The sequence below is a fragment of the Lutibacter flavus genome (genome assembly GCF_900188355.1).
Classification (GTDB): domain Bacteria; phylum Bacteroidota; class Bacteroidia; order Flavobacteriales; family Flavobacteriaceae; genus Lutibacter; species Lutibacter flavus.
Window position 1 is genome coordinate 640,760 of sequence record NZ_FZNX01000002.1, and the last position, 19,672, is coordinate 660,431.

The following is a 19,672-nucleotide window of genomic DNA, read 5'->3' on the forward strand; positions in this document are numbered from 1 at the left end:
TAAAATCAAGAAAAATGTTTAAGAATTATTTAAAAGTAGCATTTAGAAGCCTTAATAAGAATAGAGTTTATGCTTTTATTAATATTTTAGGGCTTGCATTAGGATTAACTATAACCATACTTGTTTTTATGTTTGTAAAAGATGAAACAAGTTATGAGAAACATTGGAGTGGCTATGACCGTGTATATAGAACTGGTATTAAAGGAGATTTAATGGGGCAAAAAATGGATGCTCCTGTGTCTCCTAGTCCAATGGCGAACGCATTTAGAACAGAATTTTCAGATGTGGAAACTGCAACGCGTATTCAAGCGGGAGGTCAAGAAATATTAATGCGTCACGAGCAAACAAAAGTATATATTAAACATGGCGTTTCTGCAGATAGTACTTTCTTTAAAGTATTTGATTATGAATTTGTGCATGGAGACCCAAATACAGCATTAATAGAAAACAATGCCCTTGTTATAACAGAAGAATCTGCCCGTAAATTGTTTGGAGATAAAAACCCAATGGGGGAAATTGTAAACTATGATAACAGACGAGATTTAATTGTAAAGGGAGTTGTAAAAGAACCCAAAGGGCATGCTCATTTTCAATTTGACATGTTTACTGCTAATAATAATATCCAAAATATTTGGATGAGCAATAATTTTAACACCTACGTAAAACTAAAAGAAGGAGTAAATGTTGATGATTTTGAGACTGAAATGAGAGCTAATTTCATGAAGAAAATTGAGCCAGATGTAGAACGATTTTTAAAAATTACAGTTGAGGATTTTTTGAGTCAAGGAAATTCTTATGAATATCAAATACAACCTTTGCAAAAAATCCATTTACATTCTCATAAACAATGGGAAATACGTCAAAATGGGAACATTATGTATGTTTATGTTTTTATTGGTATTGCATTATTAGTGATATTAATAGCTGGTATAAATTTTATGAATCTTTCAACTGCAAGGTCGGGTAAAAGAGCAAAAGAAGTAGGTGTTCGTAAAGTAACCGGAGCCTCACGTAAAATGCTAATTGTACAGTTTTTAACGGAGTCTGTTATTCAAAGTTTTATTGCGTTGTTTTTAGCTTTTGTTTTAGTAGAATTGTTTTTACCAGGATTTAATAATGTTATGGAATCAAATCTTAATTTGGTAAACGATCATTTTGGACAAACAGTATTGTTTTCATTATTGGTGACCTTATTTTATGGATTGTTTGCCGGAAGTTACCCTGCATTCTTTCTTTCAGGATTCCAGCCAATATCAGTATTAAAAGGAGATTTTACCAAAACAAAAGGAGGAGCTCTATTGAGGAAAGTCTTGGTAGTTATACAGTTTACAGCTTCAACCATATTAATAATAGGAATGATTATTATTTTTAATCAGATTTCTTTTTTACATAATAAAGATGTTGGCTTTAAAGGTGATCAGGTTTTGATAGTGCCAATTCAAACGGATCAAATGACTGAGAATTTTAGAAATTATAAAGATATTTTTCTAAAAAATAGCAACGTATTGAGTATTTCAAGAGCATCTTATTTTCCAGGCGATAATCCAAATCAGAATATGTTTACCTTAGAAGGAAGTGAAGAACAATATCCATTTTGGAATATGGAAGTTGATTATGATTTGTTTAAAACACTTGATATTAAATTATTAGAAGGAAGATTATTTGATAGAGAAAAGGAATCAGACTCTATTCCATATTTTATTCTGAATGAGACTGCTGTTAAAAATTTAAACATAGAAAATGCAATTGGCAGGCGTATGGGAACCTTCATCAATCAACAAGGAGATAAGAGATACGGTAAAATTATTGGAATAGTTAAAGATTTTCACATTGAAGGATTTAATCAGCCTATTAGACCAATGGTAATGTCTGTGAGTAACCAGGTATGGTTTGCTTCAATTAAAATTTCTCCGAATGAAATGAATTCAACAATAGAATTTATTGAAAAGGAATGGAATAAGTTAGAGCCATCACACCCTTTTAGATACTCATTTTTAGATCAAAAATTTGGGACTTTATTGAGACAGCAAGAAAATTTCGGAACAATGTTTCTGTTCTTAACAATCCTAGCTATTATAATTTCAGCAATGGGGTTATATGGCCTGGCATCTTATACTGCAGAGCAAAGAACAAAAGAAATTGGGGTTAGAAAGGTATTAGGAGCGTCGGTTGGGCAAATTATGAATATGCTAACCAAAGATTTTATGAAGTTAGTACTAATTTCAAATATTTTTGCCTGGCCAATAACATATCTGTTAGCTAAAAATTGGTTGTCTAATTTTTCATATCAAATTGATATGCCAATACTACCTTATATTTTCGCTACATTTTTAGCACTTATAATTGCATTAATAACAGTTAGCTCGCAGGCTTATATGGCTGCAAACTCTGATCCAGTTAATGCATTAAAATATGAGTAATTGAATAAAAATAAATGAATTAAAAGAGATTGGATAGGTTTTCAATCTCTTTCACTATAATATAAAAAACATTTAAGAATTATTTAAAAGTAGCTTTTAGAAACTTAAATAAAAATATATTTATTCACCTCCTTAAACCGTAAACTTACGAAAAGTTGGTTGTTTTTAGATTGATAAGAGTTAATTCCCTAATTTTCTTATAATTATGTATTGAATTCCAGCTACAGCTTCTGTCAAGAAAGGGTCCAAGATGAGTTTTAACATTAATTTGTTAAGGCTTTTTTGTTTTTAAAATATTACTAAGGGTTTCAAGACATTTAGTTTTGGAACCTTTTTTATGCGCTAGGTTTTTGCTAAAATTACTTTTTATTAGATTCTATGATCCCTTTTCTTAGCTATGTCATCTATCAAAGCAAAAAATCCTTCCCTATAATTACTGCTTATTGGGATCTCTTTATTGTCAATTATTACACATTGTTTTTTGACTGTTTCTATATGTTTTAATGCTACAATATAGGACCGATGTATTCTTGTAAAACACTCTTTTGGAAGAAATTCTAAGACTTCAGATATTTTATAGCGAGCCAAAATAGGTCGTTTGTCTGTATAGAAAGTCACATAATTACCATCACTTTCTATGTATTTTATATTTTGAACAAACAATTGATGAAATTCTGATCCGCTTTTAATAAAAATTGTTTGATCAGAGATATCAGAAGAAATTTCAGAACTTGAAGTTTCACCCCTAATATTTCCTTCTAAAAGCTGTTTTGCTTTCATAACTGCTTGAAGAAGTCTATCAAATTCAATAGGTTTCAAAAGATAGTCAACTGCTTTAAGCTCATAACTTTCTAAGGCATATTCAAAATAAGCGGTAGTAAATATAATAAGCGGTGGATTTTGCAAAAACTTAGGAAAGCTAATTCCAGATAATTTTGGCATATTTATGTCTAAGAAAATAAGATCAATTTTATGCTGAGGCAGATATTCAAGCGCCTCCAAAGGATCTCTAAAAGTTTTCTTTAATACCACAAATGGTATGCTACTTAAATGAAATTTAAGTACATCAATAGCAGCTGGTTCATCATCAATTATAACACAGTTCATAAGTATTCCTAATCAAGTTGCAGAATAAGTAAAGATACATAATATCCATTTTCTTGTTTTGTATCCAAAGTATACATATTTGGATATAAAATGGCAAGCCTCTTTTTTAAATTATCAAGCCCGAAACCAGAGGGCTCTTCTGTTAAGCCATAAACTCCTTGACGTATGGTATTGGTTACTTTAAAATATAACTTTTTTTGTTCCTCCTTTAAAGAAATATCGATTATTGATTTTATTTTAGGATCAATTCCGTGTTTAATCGCGTTTTCAACAAAAGGAATAAGTAACATTGGACTTATTTTAACTGCCTTTAGATCTCCTTTAGTGACAAAATTTATAGATACATCGTCTTCTTCGGCAATCCGTAATTTATAAACCTTAATAAAATTTTTAAGATGATGAATTTCTTTTTCGAGTGCTACTTTATCTTCATTCGTTTCATAAACCATATAACGCATCAATTCTGCCAGTTTAGCAATTCCATCGGCTAAATCGGGAGCATTATACTTTAATGATTTGGCATAAAAACTATTTAAAACATTAAACAAAAAATGAGGATTAATTTTAGACTTTAAAAAAGCCATCTCTGTGGAAAGTTTTTCTTCAAGCAATACCCTTTTTAATTTTTCATTTTGTATCCAATATTTTATGAGCGAATAAGACAAAGCAACTAGTAGTATAAAAAAACTAATCACTGAATTGTAAAGTAAATACATTACAAAAGATTCACTCGCGGAGGAGAAAAAATTTACTAAATAGCCGTAATCTATAATACTTTCAAATAAATTAATAAGTATGAAGCCACCTAACAAAGAAATAATTAATGCCTTAATTTTTTTCAATCGCAAAAATTTTGGAACTAAAAAAAATGCGGTTACATAAAAAACGGTTTGATTCATAAGCATTCCAAACCCTATTGCAAGCCAATATGGACCACTTTCTTTTCTAAAGTCACCTATGGTAGCTGTATAGTTTAAAATTAAAAAGTAACCTATTCCCCATATTAAAATATGAATTATTGGCTCTATATATTTTTTCATATTCAATAGTTTCTTTGTCAAAAATAGGAATTAAAATAAGTTAAAATTTTATAAGGGACAAAAGATATCATTATTGTGGCCAAATCCCATAGTAGTGTGAAGTTTGTCTTTTTTCACATCATTTGGAGTAACTGTCCCAGCAAAGCAGTTAACAATCACATTCCTTTTTTTGTGTACTTCAAACATGCTACTATTGCTATAAATTAATTATTAAATCATAAAAAAATGAAAAAAGCAGTTGTAGTATTCATCTCATTAATCTTAGGAATTAATTCCTTTGGACAATCAAGTTCCAACAAAGAATTAGAAAATAATTTTGATGGCTTATTTGAAAGTTATTCATATTATAATCGGTTTATTGGAAATGTTTTAATTAGCAAAAATAACCACATCATTTATCAAAAAAGCTTTGGTTATGCTGATACGGATGGACATAAAAAAAATACTAAAAAATCGATATTTAGTATTGCTTCTCTTTCAAAATCATTTACAGCTGTTGGAATTATGAAATTAGTTGAAGATGGAAAATTGACATTAGAAACACCTATTTCTACGTATTTTCCAGATTTTATGCCTGATTATTCAAACGACATAACAATACAACATTTGTTAAATAACAGTTCTGGCATGGAGGCCAATATTGGCAGAACAGACGACAATGGAAATGGATTGATGCCAGAAAAAACGGCTATAACTTTTAATGAAGTTTTAGAAAAATTTAAAGAGTCAAAATTAAAATTTGAGCCAGGAACAGGTTATGACTATAATAATTTCGGATACTTGTTGTTAGCTAATATCATAGAAAAAGTAATTGGGCAGTCCTATGCTAACTTTATGGAACAAACAGTCTTTAAACCTGCAGGAATGAAAAATACAAGCATTGCATTTTTCAATTCTTTAAATCAAAAAGCGCAACCATATTTTGGTTTAGGTATGGATAAATTTAAAAAATTAAATGCGTCTTTTCATCCTTCTTGGCTTCAAGGTGCGGCTGATATGAATTCAACTACGGTTGACTTATTTAAATTTATGCAAGCTTTAGATAACGGAACATTATTAAAATCAGAATCCATGAATAAACTATACACCGCTACACAGGCAATGGGCGTTAATGAAATGGCTTCTGGCTTAGGTTGGGTTATTGATAAAAAAGGAGATGAAAAATGGATATACAATAACGGGTTACTTCCTGGTTATGCGTCAGTGATGGGTACTTTTTCAGAAAAAAATATTAAAATAATCATTCTATCCAACGCTACATCTGTAAATCCTGTAATTGATGAGTTTCAAGGTGAAGTTACTTTTGTCCCTGAAATTACCGATAAAATTATTTCACTGTTTCAAGGTAAAAGCATAGAAAATTTACCAATACCAACAAAGATTAAAAACAATAGTATTGTTAATGTTACTAAGGAATATCAATTGGATAATGAATACTCACTTTTGATAAAAAAAGAGGGAAACACCTACTCGTTAGAAACAATTGGTAAAAAACCTTGGTCGGTTTTTACATATACCTTTTCAAGAAATGCGGAAGAAAATGATGACTTCAGTGAAACTGCATTGTTTTTTGCGAATGCAATGAGTACCCAAAATTTTGAAGGACTTATTAATTATTCCAATGATAATGATCAAATGAAAGGACTTTTAGGTACAGAAGAAGGTTTAGGGCAATTAAAAGGAATGTGGGCAAATTTTTTACAACATGCAGGTAAATTTAAATCATATAATATTTATAAAATTGATGGGGATGATGTTAAAAATGTTCATATCAGATTTCATTTTGAAACAGTTGATATCGGAATCGTATTAAATCTTAATACCAATCATAAAATACAAGGCATGTTTATGGATGATTCCGTTAAAACAAATCATATTAATACTGTAAAATTAATACCTATAAGTGAAAATGAATTTTTTATAAATGGGCATCAAAATGGTGGGATGCAAGATTTAAAAATAATAGTATCTGAAAAAGGATTAATCTTAAAAGATGGTTCAATAAATTTTAAAGCTGAGGTTATTAATCCTTAGTTGTTTGTGAAATCCAGCTTGAATGCAGTTATTGGTCTCATAAAAATGTAATGTTTAAAAATAATAGTTAAATTTATCCTTAACAAATCTTATAAAATCACTAGAAATAATTAACAACATACAAATGAAAAATAGCATTAAAATAGCATTTATTACTGCACTTGTTATCTTCTTTCAGCAATTTGCAAACTCCCAAACAAATCAAAATAATCAATTCTTGAAAAAAGTAGGCGCTTTAGATAGCCTTTACTCTAAAACTTTAAAAGAATATAGAACTATTTATGTGCAACTCCCAGATAATTATAATCCTATTAGCGACAAAAAATATCCTGTGGTTTATATTTTAGATGGAGAGGTTTTTCTTCCAACAGTGAACGATGTACAAAATTATTATTGTGGAGGCTTTGCACCTGAAATGGTGCTTGTTGGTATTTCAAATAGTAATAATAGAATGAGAGACTTAACAACGTCCAAAATAATATTAGAATATAGTAATGAAGCAAATGGTGAAGCTTCTAATTTTAGTAGATTCATTGATACAGAGCTGATTCCTTTTATAGAAAATAAATACCCTGTAACCAATTTCAGAACTTTAATTGGTCATTCTTATGGAGGTTTATTTACTATTTACACACTAATTCATCACCCACAATTATTTTCAAATTATTTAGCCATCGATCCAAGTCTTGATTGGGACAACCAAAAATTAATGAATGAATCAAGAGAAATACTTTCAAGACAGAATTATAAAGGAAAAGCCTTATTTATGTCTTTAAGTGGGCAATTGCATATGCAAAATCAACAAGTAACTATAGAAAATGTGATGCAAGACACATCAGAATATACATTATTTGCAAGGTCTAATATTACTTTTTCAAATATAGTAAAGCAAAACAAGAAAAATGAGTTGGCTTTTGAATGGAAATTTTATCCAAGAGATTTACATGGTACTATTCCATTTCCATCTATTATGGATGGGTTAATCTTTGATTTTGAATGGTATCAATGGGAAAATACAGATAAATTTAATTCACCCGACACTCCAAAAGAAGAACTATTTAAAATAGTGAAATATCGAGAACTAAAACTTCAAAATCAATTTGGTTATTCAGTACCTCCTTATCCAGAAGAAATTTTAAATATGTCTGGTTATATGAATTTAGATATGCAACAACCAGAGAAAGCGAAAATGTTTTTTGAATTATTAATTAAGTATTACCCTAAAAGTGCAAACGCATACGATTCAATGGCAGATTATTATGAAAGAACTAATGATTATAAAAATGCTTTAAAATTTGTGAATAAAGCTTATGAGATAAATCCTAATGATTATTATAAGCAAAGAATTGAAGAACTTAAAGGGAAAACTAATAAAGGTTAGCAACTTGTATGGTTCACTAAAATGGACTATTTTGAATTAATGAATTCCAGTTGCAACTTCGAGTAATAGGGGGAGCAAAACAAAGCCATTCAGTAAATTGAGTGGCTTTTTTGTTTTCAAAAAAGATCTAAGGTTTTATGACATTAAGTTATGGAGCTTTTTTTATGCTCTAAGTTGTGATTGAAATTCCTGTTTATAAAAATGTAGATAACCTTTTTGAAACACCAAAAGATATAATTGATACTTTTGAGGGGGTTAAAGTTAAAGTAGGTAGTGCATTTGCAATTCAATTCTAAGCATTAGACAATTCAAATGATGGATCTGATAGAGTAATAAAAGAAATTCACAATAATTTTAACTAGGTTGAAGTTAATTTAGACATTGATGTTGTCTTACAGATGGTGTAAATGTTCATTTTCGCAAATACCTATCATCTCAGTATAATACCGAAACCTAAGTAAAAGGAGATTATTATTTTATCATTTCAAAGCGCCATCAATTATTTTTCCCACCTCCAGATATAAATTGTAACTTATTTTTAATGACCTAGTGGTATTTAAACTTACCCAGATCAAATATTTCTCCAACTAAAATGTTTGTTTTATTTTTTATCAGATTTCCCTAATGCGTTTATTGTAAGAGATTAGAAACAATAATTAAAAAATATGCTCATGATTTTAATTGCAACAGATTTTTATGTTTCTTTTTATAATTACAGTTTATTTTTAAAATCAAGTAGTTAATAGGGCATATATTGCGTTTTATTTTTTATTACTAATTAATTCATATATTTTTACAAGGTATTAGAAAAGTTATCTGACCAAAAGAATATGCAAAAAATTAAAAAAACTATTGAATTTTTCGCTCAAAAAAAAGGACTTTCAAATGATGTTTCTTATTTGAATTTTTTAGTTGATTTTTTAGGAAAGATTACTGAAATTGATAACGTAATTATAGGTGTATTTAAGAATAATAATCCAACAATTGTTAAAACCTTGGCTATTTATGCGAAAGGCGATATTATACCCAATTTTGAATATGAATTAAAAAGCACTCCTTGTGAAAATGTAATGGGGAAATCCTTATGTGTTTATAAAAAAGATATTCAGAATTTATTTCCAAAAGATAAATTATTGGTTGATTTGAATGTAGAAAGCTATATAGGAATTCCACTATGGGATTCTTCTGGAAATGCTTTAGGAATTATTTCTTTATTGGATTCCAAACCAATGGAAGATTCAGAACCTTTTGAGTTGATTTTGCAAATTGCAGCAAGCAATACCTCTCGAGAAATTGAAAAGTTAATTCTGAAAAAAGAAGCTAAAAATTTATACAAAGAATTTTTTAATAGTAGTCCGGATATCTTATATAGAACAGATTTAAACGGTGTTGTTACATTTATTTCGCCTTCTGCCGAGCGAATTACTGGTTATACCATTGAGGAAACCATAGGAATTAATATTGCAGATAAAATATATAAATATCCAGAAGAAAAAAAACGATTTTTGAAGAAACTTTCTTCAAAAGGATTTGTTTCCAATTTTATTAATCAATTGGTTAAAAAAGATGGTACTACATTTTGGGGAAGCGTAAATTCCCATTATTTAAAGAATAAAACAGGAGATATTATTGGAATTGAAGGAATTGTAAGGGACATATCAGATTTAAAAGAGAAAGAATTACTATTTAATACTTTAAGCGAAGCAACTTTTGAAGGTATTTGTATCCATGAAAACGGTTTTATTATTGACTTAAATGAGCGCTTTGCAGAATTATTTGGATATTCTAAAAAAGAACTTAAAGGGAAAAATGTATTATCTCTAGCTGCTCCAGATGGAAAAGCATTAGTTTCCAAACTAATTAATTCTAAAAATCAGGGTATCTATGAAGCGATAGGATTGCGTAAAGATGGATCTACTTTCTGTGCTGAAGTGCGTGGAAAAGAGTTAGTTTTAAATGATAAAAATTTACGAGTTGCTGTGTTACGTGATGTTACAGGGCAAAAAAGGATGGCCAAGCAATTAAAAAATAATGAAGAAAAACTTGAATTGTTCTTTTCTCAGTCTTTTTTAGGGTTTTACATAATGGAACTGGATACACCAATTTATTGGAATGATACTGTAAATAAAGAAACTACTTTAGATTATATTTTTAACCATCAAAAAATCACCAAATTAAATGACGCTTATTTAAAACACTATGGTGCAAACCGAAATGAATTTATAGGGAAAACCTTAGCTTCTTTTTATAAAGAAAATCTTGTCAGTGGAAAATCTCAATGGAAACAGTTTTTAGATAAAGGGCATGCTAAAGTTGATACTATTGAGTATAGATTAGATGGAACCCAAATTCATATTGAAGGAGATTATACTTTAATGCATGATGCTCAAGGCCGAATTACAGGACATTTTGGGGTGCAACGTGATATAACTAATCAACTAAAGAATCTTGAACTACTGAAAGAAAGTGAAAAAAGTTTTCGAAAATTAATAGCCTCTGCACCTGATGCTTTTTTTAGAGGGGATAGTAATGGAAATTTAATTTCAGTAAATGAAAAGAGCAGTAAACTAACCGGATATACTACAAAGGAATTACTGAAAATGAATATGAAGGATTTATTTTCAAGTAATCAGTTAAATAAAAAACCTCTTAAATATAATGAATTAAACGAAGGAGATACAATTATTTCGGATCGTGAATTATTATGTAAAAATGGGAATAGAATTACGGTTGAAATGAATTCCTCAAAGATGGATGATGGAAATTATATTTCATTTTTCAGGGATCTTACGGAAAGAAACAAAAAAGACCACGAACTATTAAAACTATCTAGTGCTGTTAATCAAAACTCTGCAATAATTCAAATAACTGATAACAAAGGTAATATTGAGTATGTAAATTCAAAATTTATAGAAACTACTGGATTCATTTTAAATGATGTAATTGGAACTAAGCCTTATGTAATATCTGATGGAAACACAAAAATAGAAAATGCACTTATTTGGAAAGTTTTAAATGATGGAGAAACTTGGAAAGGTGAAGTAAAAAGCATTAAAAAAAACGGAGAATATTTTTATACATCTACTTCAATTTCGCCACTATTTGACAATAATAAAAAGATTTCCAACTTTTTAATTAGTCAGGAGGATATAACCGAAAGTCGAAAAGCAAGAGAAGAATTAAAAAAAAGTGAGCAAGTTTATCAAGTACTAATTGATAAAATACCTGATGGGGTATATAAAAGTACCGATGAAGGTAAATTTATTTCTGTAAATCCGGCAATGGTTAAAATGCTTGGCTATTCTAGTATGGAAGAGCTTCTTGCGATAGATATTAAAAAGGATTTATATTTTGATTTAGATGACAGGGAAAATTTTGATTTAGACGAGGCCAATAAAGAATTGGGGATATTTAGAATAAAGAAAAAGGATGGTAGTGAGTTGTGGGTTGAAGATCATGGTTGGTATACTCATAGTGTTTCTGGAAAAAAATTATATCACGAAGGAATTATGCGTGATATTACGGATCGTATTAAACTCGAAAAAGAAACGCTGCTAAAAAAAGAGCGTGTTATTCGCCTAAAAAATACGATATCTCGTATTACTTTAGAGGATGTTATTTCACTGGATAATCAAAGTTTATCCTTTAAGAAATTAACAAAAGAAGCAGCTATTGCTACAGAAATTTCTCAGGTTGGTATCTGGTTGTTTTCAGAAGATAAGAAGGTTTTAAATTGTGTAAGTCAATATGACCGTACAAAAAACAAGCATAACATTGGAATGGAGATTTTGAGAAAAGACTTTCCTAATTATTTTAAGACATTATTAGAGAAAAGTAATGTTAATGCTTTTGATGCGCAAAACGACGCTCAAACTATAGAGTTTAAAGACAACTATTTAATTCCCAACAATATTATGTCATTATATGACAAAGGGATTTTAATTGAAGGGGAGCTTAAAGGGGTTGTTTGTTTTGAAAATGTTGGGAAAAAAGTATCTTGGGAGGCAGATCAGGATTCTTTTGCCAATACCATAGCAGCTATTGTTTCTCAAACCATTGTTAATGAAAAACGAAGACAAACCGAAAAGAAATTAATAATAGCTATAGATAAAGCCGAAGAAAGTGACCGGTTAAAATCGGCCTTTTTAGCAAACATGAGTCATGAAATAAGAACTCCAATGAATGGAATTTTAGGTTTTACAAATTTGCTTAAACAGCCAGAATTAACGGGTGAAAAACAAAAAAAATATATTGAAGTTATAGAGAAAAGTGGCGAGAGGATGTTAAATATTATAAATGATATTATCTCCATTTCTAAGGTGGAATCTGGGCAAATGGAAGTATCACTTTCAAAAACAAATATTAACAAAGTAACAGAATATATACATACTTTCTTTTATCCTGAGGCAACAAAAAAAGGTATAGAACTAATATTGCATAACTCACTAAAAGATAAAGAAGCCTTTATTAACACAGACAAAGAAAAAATTTATGCAATTTTAACAAATTTGGTTAAAAATGCACTAAAATTTACATCTAAAGGTAAAATCGAAATAGGGTATGAGAGAAAGAATAATTCTTTTCAGTTTTACGTTAAGGATACAGGAGTTGGTATTCCAAAAGAACAACAAAAAATTATTTTTGAAAGATTTAGACAAGGCAGTGAAGCTCTAACTAGAGATTACGAGGGTGCTGGATTAGGTTTGGCAATTTCAAAAGGTTTTGTTGAATTATTGGGTGGCAAATTATGGGTAGAAAGTGAATTAAACAAAGGGACTGTTTTTTATTTTGAAATTCTTGACTCTGAAAATTGTGAAGTTAGCAACGAGATTTCTAAACAGGAAACTATTGAAATTTTAGAAGGTAGTAAGAGTAAAATAAAAATTTTAGTTGTTGAAGATGATGAAATGTCTTCAATGCTTTTAGAAATTATTCTAAAGGATATTGCTGAAGAAATTTTAGTTGTGAGAAATGGTTTAGATGCTGTTGAAATTTGTAAGACCAACCCAGATATTGATTTAATTTTGATAGATATTCAGTTACCAATAATGGATGGTTTAACTGCTACAAAAAAAATTAGAAAATTCAATAAACGAGTTAATATAATTGCGCAAACCGCATTTGGTATGAGTGATGATAAGGATAAAGCTTTAGAAGTAGGATGTGACTATTTTATGCCAAAACCAATTAATAAGAATAAACTACTTAAGTTGGTTTCTCAGATTTTTTAAATAAATAAAGAACTTAAGAACATAGTTAAATTTAACAATTTAATTAAAATAAATCCGTTTCAATTCCGTTTATTTGCCAGATTAATAGAATTGTTATTTTAGAAAAATTCTAAAATAGATTCAATTTTTAAATATGGCCTGTCTTTATTTTTTAGATTTTAAGATTGGCTATTGTATTGTACCTGCAATATCTGCAGGTCTTTTTTATGTTAAATTGTTTTTTAATTACATGATTATAAGGTGTTTATTATTTTTTTTGATGTTTTCTTCCGTTGTTGTTGGCCAGGAAATTGGGAGTGTAAAACAAGGAAATCACTATATAAAATTACTTAAAGCTAATAACTTATATTCGTTTGTTTATTCTGATATTAAATCTAAAAATCAAAACTCCGAAAAAGCTTTTCACTTTCACAATAAAGAAACAGTGTATTCAATTTTAATGAATGGTTTTGATGCCAAGAAAAACCGTCAGATTATAGTTAAAACAAGTAACGATACCATTGTAAAATTTAATTTTAAAAAAATTAAAGGCGAACTGATGTTATTTGTTTACCAAAATAGCCTGAATTCAAATACTTTTGGTACGAGCACTTTTTTTAGTAAAAAGCAAATTACCAAGCTTTTTGGTAATATTTAGAATTTATTCTTTTTAAAATGTTAAAAATGAGTTCTTGGAAATTAAATAGACTTTTCTCTTAGAATGTATTAAATATTTTTATTACTTTTATTAAATGTAACAAATACATTTAATAAATGAAGTACTTTACTATTTTAATTTCAATATTAGTTTTTATTTCTTTTTCATCTTGTGGAGATTCAAACCCTGAAAAAGTGGATGATAATCTAATAATCGAAGACCCAATTGAAGAAGAACCTGCTGAAACATCTGGTTTTTATTATGGTGCAGATTTATCTTATGTAAATGAAATGGAAGAGTGTGGAGCAATTTATAAAGATTTAAATGGCGCTACAAAAGATCCATTTAAAATATTTAATGAAGCAGGGGCTAATATTATTCGTGTTAGATTATGGCATAATCCAACTTGGACAAATTACTCTAATTATGAAGATGTAAAGCTAACAATCTCTCGTGCCAAAGCTGAAGGAATGAAAGTTTTATTAGATTTTCATTACTCTGATACGTGGGCAGATCCATCAACCCAAGAAATACCAGAAGCCTGGTTAAGTGAAATTAATAATACTACAGCCCTTGGAGATTTGTTATACAATTATACTTATATGGTTCTGAATGATTTAGCAAATGCGAATTTGTTACCAGATATTGTTCAGGTAGGTAATGAAATTAACCCAATGATTTTACAACAAGGAGAGTTACAATGGCCAATTGATTGGGTTAGAAATTCATCTTTAATAAATAAAGGTATCAAAGCAGTTAGAGATATTTCATCTGCAAAAAACAAAGAAATAGGAGTGATGTTGCACATTGCACAACCAGAAAATGGATTGTGGTGGTTTGAAGAAGCAACTCAAAATGGCGTTATAGATTTTGATTGGATTGGTTTATCATATTATCCAATTTGGTCCGATTATAACTTGAGTAATGTTTCAACAGCATTTACTACCTTAATAAATACCTATAATAAACGTTTAATGATTGTAGAAACGGCATATCCGTTTACTTTGGAAAATGCAGATAGTGCTAATAATATTTTAGATAACAACGCATTGGTGTCTGGATATCCAGCAACACAACAAGGCCAATTAGATTATTTGAATAAATTACAAGAAGTAATTGAAACGGCTGGAGGCGAAGGTTTGATTTACTGGGAGCCGGCCTGGGTTTCAACTAGTTGTAGTACTCTATGGGGTCAAGGTTCGCATTGGGATAATGCAACTTTGTTTGATCATAATAATAAGGCTACTTTAGGAATGCAATTTTATAATGCCTCTAAAAATTAACAATTATTCTAAACTTTTTTAATGAATCATATTATGAAACAATTTTTTAAAACTTTATTTATTTTTTTAATAGGTACACAATTCTCTTTTTCTCAAGTAAGAGTTGTTAAAGAGTTAGATACTGATTGGAAATTTCAAAAGAATAAAAACGAACAAGCTTTCCAAATAAATTTTGATGATTCAAAATGGGAAAACGTGAGTGTTCCACATGATTGGGCAATTTACGGCCCATTTGATAAAGAAGTGGATAAGCAAACTGTTGCTATTGTTCAAAATGGCGAAGAAGTGGCTTCAGAAAAAACAGGAAGAACAGGATCTTTACCGCATATTGGTACTGCTTGGTATCGAAATAAATTTACACTACCCCAATTTGAAAAAGGCAAAAAAGTAATCTTGCTTTTTGAAGGAGCTATGAGCGAGCCACAAATTTATTTAAACGGTAAAAAAGTAGGTGAATGGGCATATGGTTACAGCTATTTTTATTTTGATGTTTCAGATTTAATTAAAGAAGGTGAAAATACGTTAGCTGTTAAAGTTTCAAATCCTGCATTTGCTTCACGCTGGTATCCGGGTGCTGGTTTGTATAGAAAAGTAAGTTTAATTGTAAAAAATAAGGAAAGTATAAATCAATGGGGAACTTTTATAACAACTCCATTTATTAGCAGGGAAGTTGCTAAAGTAAATGTTAAAACCAAATCGTCTGGAGAAAATGTTCAATTAATTACTACTATTTACAATGCTGAAGGAAAAGAGGTTGCAACAGAAAAAGCGACTGAAGTATTTGGTAATGAATTTGAACAAAACTTGAAGGTTTCAAACCCAATAGTATGGAGTCCGGAAAATCCATATTTGTATACTGCTAAATCACAATTATTTGTTGGAGAGGCTTTAAAAGATGAAGTTTCTACTCGATTTGGAATAAGAGATATTAAATATGAACCTAATAAAGGATTCAGTTTAAATGGTGAAGTAAGAAAGTTTAAAGGAGTTTGTTTGCATCACGATTTAGGTCCGTTAGGAACGGCGGTAAACAAATCTGCATTGCGCCGTCAATTAACCATTTTAAAAGATATGGGTTGTAATGCTATTAGAAGTTCACACAATATGCCATCTTTTGAACAGTTGGAATTGTGCGACGAAATGGGCTTTATGTTTTTAGCCGAAAGCTTTGATGAATGGGCAAAACCAAAAGTTGAGAATGGGTACAACCGATTTTTTGAAGAATATGCGGAAAAAGATGTTGTTAATTTGGTTCATGCTACAAGAAATCACCCTTCAATTGTGATGTGGAGCTCAGGAAATGAAGTACCTGATCAATGGGGAGAAGAAGGTGTAAAACGTGCAAAATGGTTGCAAGATATTTTTCATAGAGAAGACCCAACTCGTCCGGTTACAGTTGGAATGGATCAAGTTAAGGCTGTAATGGAATCTGGTTTTGGAGCATTATTAGATGTGCCGGGTTTAAATTATCGAGTTCATTTATATGAAGAAGCAAATAAAAAATTTCCACAAGGTTTTATTTTAGGGTCAGAAACTGCCTCAACAGTAAGTTCCAGAGGTATTTATAAGTTTCCGGTACAACAAGCGAGTATGAAACAATATGATGATTTTCAATCGTCTTCATATGATTTAGAATATTGCAGCTGGTCTAATTTACCAGATGATGATTTTGTATTACAAGATGACAAACCTTGGGTTATTGGAGAGTTTGTATGGACAGGTTTTGATTATTTAGGTGAACCAACCCCTTATGATGAAAGTTGGCCTTCACGTAGTTCTTATTTTGGAATTTCCGATTTAGCTGGTTTACCAAAAGACCGCTTTTATTTATATAGAAGCAGATGGAATACTAAAGATGAAACCTTACATATTTTACCACATTGGAATTGGAAAGGTAGAGAAGGAGAAACAACTCCAGTTTTTGTGTATACTAATTATGATAGTGCAGAACTTTTTGTAAATGGTAAAAGTATGGGAATTCAAAAAAAGAATTCTTCAACACCGCAAAATAGGTATCGTTTAATGTGGATGGATGTTACTTATGAACCTGGAACATTAAAAGTTATTGCTTTTGATAAAGAAGGAAAACAAGTTGCTGAAAAAGAAATACGTACAGCTGGAAAACCTTATAAGATTGTACTATCTCCAGATAAAAAAATTATAAAAGCAGATGGTAAAGATTTATCATATGTTGAGGTTTCAGTAGTTGATAAAAACGGTATTCTGTGTCCAACTGCAACAAACCAACTAAAATTTAGAGTAAAAGGGAATGGAACGTATAGAGCAGCTTGTAATGGTGATGCCACTTCTCTAGAACTTTTTCATTTACCAACCATGAAACTATTTAGTGGTAAATTAGTGGTGTTGATACAGTCAACAAATACTGCAGGAAATATTGAATTATCTGTTACAGGTAAAGGATTAAAAAGAGGTGATTTAAATTTAAGTTCGAGTAATTAAAACCTATTTTTTTCAATAAACAGTTTTAAAATATCTTAACAAGTTATACTCAAATAAGTCTTATATTTGAGTATAACTTGTTTTTTTAATCACAGAAATTATTATAAATGAAAGTTTTATTTATTGGAGGAACTGGAAATATAAGTACAGCTTCAAGCAAATTAGCAATTAAAAAAGGGATTGATTTATATCATTTCAATAGAGGGCAAAGTACAGTAGAAATATCTGGAGTTAAAACAATAATTGGTGATATTAAAAAACCGAATGAATTAGAAGAGTTGAAAAAACATACTTGGGATGTTGTTGTTAATTGGATTGCATTTATACCAGAGGATATAGAAAATGACATCAAATTATTTAAAGGAAAAACGAAACAATATATTTTTATAAGTTCAGCGTCTTGTTATCAAACGCCTTTAAGCTATCCTATAATTACAGAATCTACTCCTCTAAAGAATAATCTTTGGGAATATTCTAACGATAAAATTAAATGTGAAGATTTATTAGTTAAAACTTATAGAGAAGAAGATTTCCCAATTATTATTGTTAGACCATCTTATACGTATGATACCGTTATTCCTATTGCAATTGGTGGGTTTGATGAATATACAACAGTGGATAGAATTTTAAAGGGAAAAGAAATAATAATTCATGGAGATGGAACTTCATTATGGACAGTTACTCACGCTGATGATTTTGCAATTGGATTGGTTGGTTTATTGGGTTTAACACAAGCAATTGGACATGCATTTCATATTACTTCTGATGAGGTTTTAACTTGGAATATGATTTATAAAATTTTAGCCGAAAGTGTAAACTGTGAAGCTAAAGTTGTTCATATTTCATCAGATTTTATTTGTAAAATGGAGCCTTCTTTTACAGGTGGTTTATTAGGAGATAAAAGTGAAAGCGTAATTTTTGACAATTCAAAAATAAAAACTTTTGTACCCGGTTTTAAAGCTACAATATCATTTGCTGAAGGTATTAAAAGAACCCTTAAATGGCTTGATGAAAATCCGGATAAAAAAATAGTAAACTCAGATACCAATGCAAAAATTGATGCTATTTTGAGGGTTTATAAAGCATTATAAATTTAATTTTAGTCTTTATTTATTTCTAAATTAACAGATTCATTTTTAACCGCATTATGCTGTTTTGGTATGATATTTATCATGATTTTTTAATTTGTATTTAAAAAATGATTATATTTGACTATATAAATCCCAAATTACCAGTGATTTAACACCCCAAGTTGAATGTTAAAATTGAAAATTTTGTTGGTAAATTAGAATTTAAAAATCCCTATATATAGTACTTATAAATTATTTAGAAGTTAAATAGTTTTTAGAATAATAATTGTATTTGAATTGCAAGTTTTATAGTTATGTTGGTGCATTTCCCCACCCAGCGGTTATTAACTATTAAGACATAGTAGTTTTAAGTGTTTAACACCATAAAATTACATATTATGAAAAAAAATTACTTTATTGGTTTATTATTTTCTTCGATTTTATTGGTGTTTCTCCAATATTCTGACATATTTATGTCTTTTTTTAAGACTCAAATAGATACTGAATTATTACCAAAAAATAATTTCCCATATGCTTATTTAGCAAAAAAAGAACCTACTTCAATAGTGGAGTACAATTATTTTTATAATGAAGAATCTGAATATTTTGTTGAGGATACGGAAACTGTAAAGGAAGCCAAATCAAATGCTGTTGAGGTTATAGAAAAGGTTAGTTTTGATGCTGGCTGTCCAAATAGTCCAATTACTCAAAATAATGACTTAGGAAATTGTTATGCAGTCGTAACTTTTACAGCACCTACGGCTAGTTCTGGAAATAAAGTTACTCAAACAGCTGGATTAGCTTCTGGCTCAGCATTTCCTGTTGGCACAACAACTAATACCTTTGAAGAGACAACTGATCCAGGAGATGTATTTGTAGGTTCTTGTAGTTTTGATGTTATAATAACAGACAATGAAGCGCCAACGGCGTCTAATCCTGCAGCTGTTGTTGTAGAATGTACGGTTGATATTCCTGCTGTTGATATTACTGATGTTATTGATGAAGCTGA

General features: G+C 29.6%; 11 protein-coding genes. 9 read left to right on the forward strand and 2 right to left on the reverse strand.

Annotated elements, in window-relative coordinates; translation table 11 throughout:
• The first annotated feature begins 14 nt into the window (after nt 1–14).
• On the forward strand, nt 15–2,420 hold the full coding sequence (locus CHB63_RS08900) for an ABC transporter permease (protein WP_089378098.1): 2,406 nt from the start codon (nt 15–17) through the stop codon (nt 2,418–2,420).
• Between the two features lie 369 nt (nt 2,421–2,789).
• On the opposite strand, the gene CHB63_RS08905 is transcribed toward CHB63_RS08900, so the two are convergent.
• Entirely contained in the window at nt 2,790–3,527 is a 738-nt protein-coding gene (locus CHB63_RS08905) for a LytR/AlgR family response regulator transcription factor (RefSeq protein ID WP_089378099.1), read from the reverse strand.
• 8 nt (nt 3,528–3,535) lie between these two features.
• Complete coding sequence (locus CHB63_RS08910) at nt 3,536–4,567, reverse strand: sensor histidine kinase (RefSeq protein ID WP_089378100.1); 1,032 nt, start codon at nt 4,565–4,567, stop codon at nt 3,536–3,538.
• A 225-nt stretch (nt 4,568–4,792) separates the two neighbouring features.
• On the opposite strand from CHB63_RS08910, the gene CHB63_RS08915 reads away from it, so the two are divergent.
• The 8 genes from CHB63_RS08915 to CHB63_RS08950 form a co-directional block, all read left to right on the forward strand.
• Entirely contained in the window at nt 4,793–6,601 is a 1,809-nt protein-coding gene (locus CHB63_RS08915) for a serine hydrolase domain-containing protein (protein ID WP_089378101.1), read from the forward strand.
• A gap of 124 nt (nt 6,602–6,725) precedes the next feature.
• Entirely contained in the window at nt 6,726–7,982 is a 1,257-nt protein-coding gene (locus CHB63_RS08920; protein WP_089378102.1) for an alpha/beta hydrolase-fold protein, read from the forward strand.
• Nucleotides 7,983–8,812: 830 nt separating this feature from the next.
• Nucleotides 8,813–13,213 (forward strand): PAS domain S-box protein, encoded by a 4,401-nt coding sequence (locus CHB63_RS08925; RefSeq protein WP_089378103.1) that lies wholly within the window; start codon nt 8,813–8,815, stop codon nt 13,211–13,213.
• 259 nt (nt 13,214–13,472) lie between these two features.
• The gene (locus tag CHB63_RS08930; RefSeq protein ID WP_141107289.1) at nt 13,473–13,850 is read left to right on the forward strand and encodes a hypothetical protein; all 378 of its coding nucleotides are present in this window, start codon (nt 13,473–13,475) and stop codon (nt 13,848–13,850) included.
• Nucleotides 13,851–13,966: 116 nt separating this feature from the next.
• Nucleotides 13,967–15,133 (forward strand): glycoside hydrolase family 53 protein, encoded by a 1,167-nt coding sequence (locus CHB63_RS08935; protein ID WP_089378105.1) that lies wholly within the window; start codon nt 13,967–13,969, stop codon nt 15,131–15,133.
• Nucleotides 15,134–15,166: 33 nt separating this feature from the next.
• A complete protein-coding gene (locus CHB63_RS08940; protein WP_089378106.1) occupies nt 15,167–17,593 on the forward strand; it encodes a DUF4982 domain-containing protein in 2,427 nt (808 codons plus the stop codon).
• Between the two features lie 107 nt (nt 17,594–17,700).
• Complete coding sequence (locus CHB63_RS08945) at nt 17,701–18,684, forward strand: NAD-dependent epimerase/dehydratase family protein (protein ID WP_089378107.1); 984 nt, start codon at nt 17,701–17,703, stop codon at nt 18,682–18,684.
• 377 nt (nt 18,685–19,061) lie between these two features.
• Nucleotides 19,062–19,672: HYR domain-containing protein (locus CHB63_RS08950; RefSeq protein WP_141107290.1), on the forward strand; the 611-nt coding region annotated here is incomplete at its 3' end.

Excerpts from the sequence above, each read along its gene's own strand:
- CHB63_RS08900 (WP_089378098.1), top strand. The coding sequence starts at position 15 with ATGTTTAAGAATTATTTAAAAGTAGCATTTAGAAGCCTTAATAAGAAT.
- CHB63_RS08905 (WP_089378099.1), bottom strand. The coding sequence starts at position 3,527 with ATGAACTGTGTTATAATTGATGATGAACCAGCTGCTATTGATGTACTT.
- CHB63_RS08910 (WP_089378100.1), bottom strand. The coding sequence starts at position 4,567 with ATGAAAAAATATATAGAGCCAATAATTCATATTTTAATATGGGGAATA.
- CHB63_RS08915 (WP_089378101.1), top strand. The coding sequence starts at position 4,793 with ATGAAAAAAGCAGTTGTAGTATTCATCTCATTAATCTTAGGAATTAAT.
- CHB63_RS08920 (WP_089378102.1), top strand. The coding sequence starts at position 6,726 with ATGAAAAATAGCATTAAAATAGCATTTATTACTGCACTTGTTATCTTC.
- CHB63_RS08925 (WP_089378103.1), top strand. The coding sequence starts at position 8,813 with ATGCAAAAAATTAAAAAAACTATTGAATTTTTCGCTCAAAAAAAAGGA.
- CHB63_RS08930 (WP_141107289.1), top strand. The coding sequence starts at position 13,473 with ATGTTTTCTTCCGTTGTTGTTGGCCAGGAAATTGGGAGTGTAAAACAA.
- CHB63_RS08935 (WP_089378105.1), top strand. The coding sequence starts at position 13,967 with ATGAAGTACTTTACTATTTTAATTTCAATATTAGTTTTTATTTCTTTT.
- CHB63_RS08940 (WP_089378106.1), top strand. The coding sequence starts at position 15,167 with ATGAAACAATTTTTTAAAACTTTATTTATTTTTTTAATAGGTACACAA.
- CHB63_RS08945 (WP_089378107.1), top strand. The coding sequence starts at position 17,701 with ATGAAAGTTTTATTTATTGGAGGAACTGGAAATATAAGTACAGCTTCA.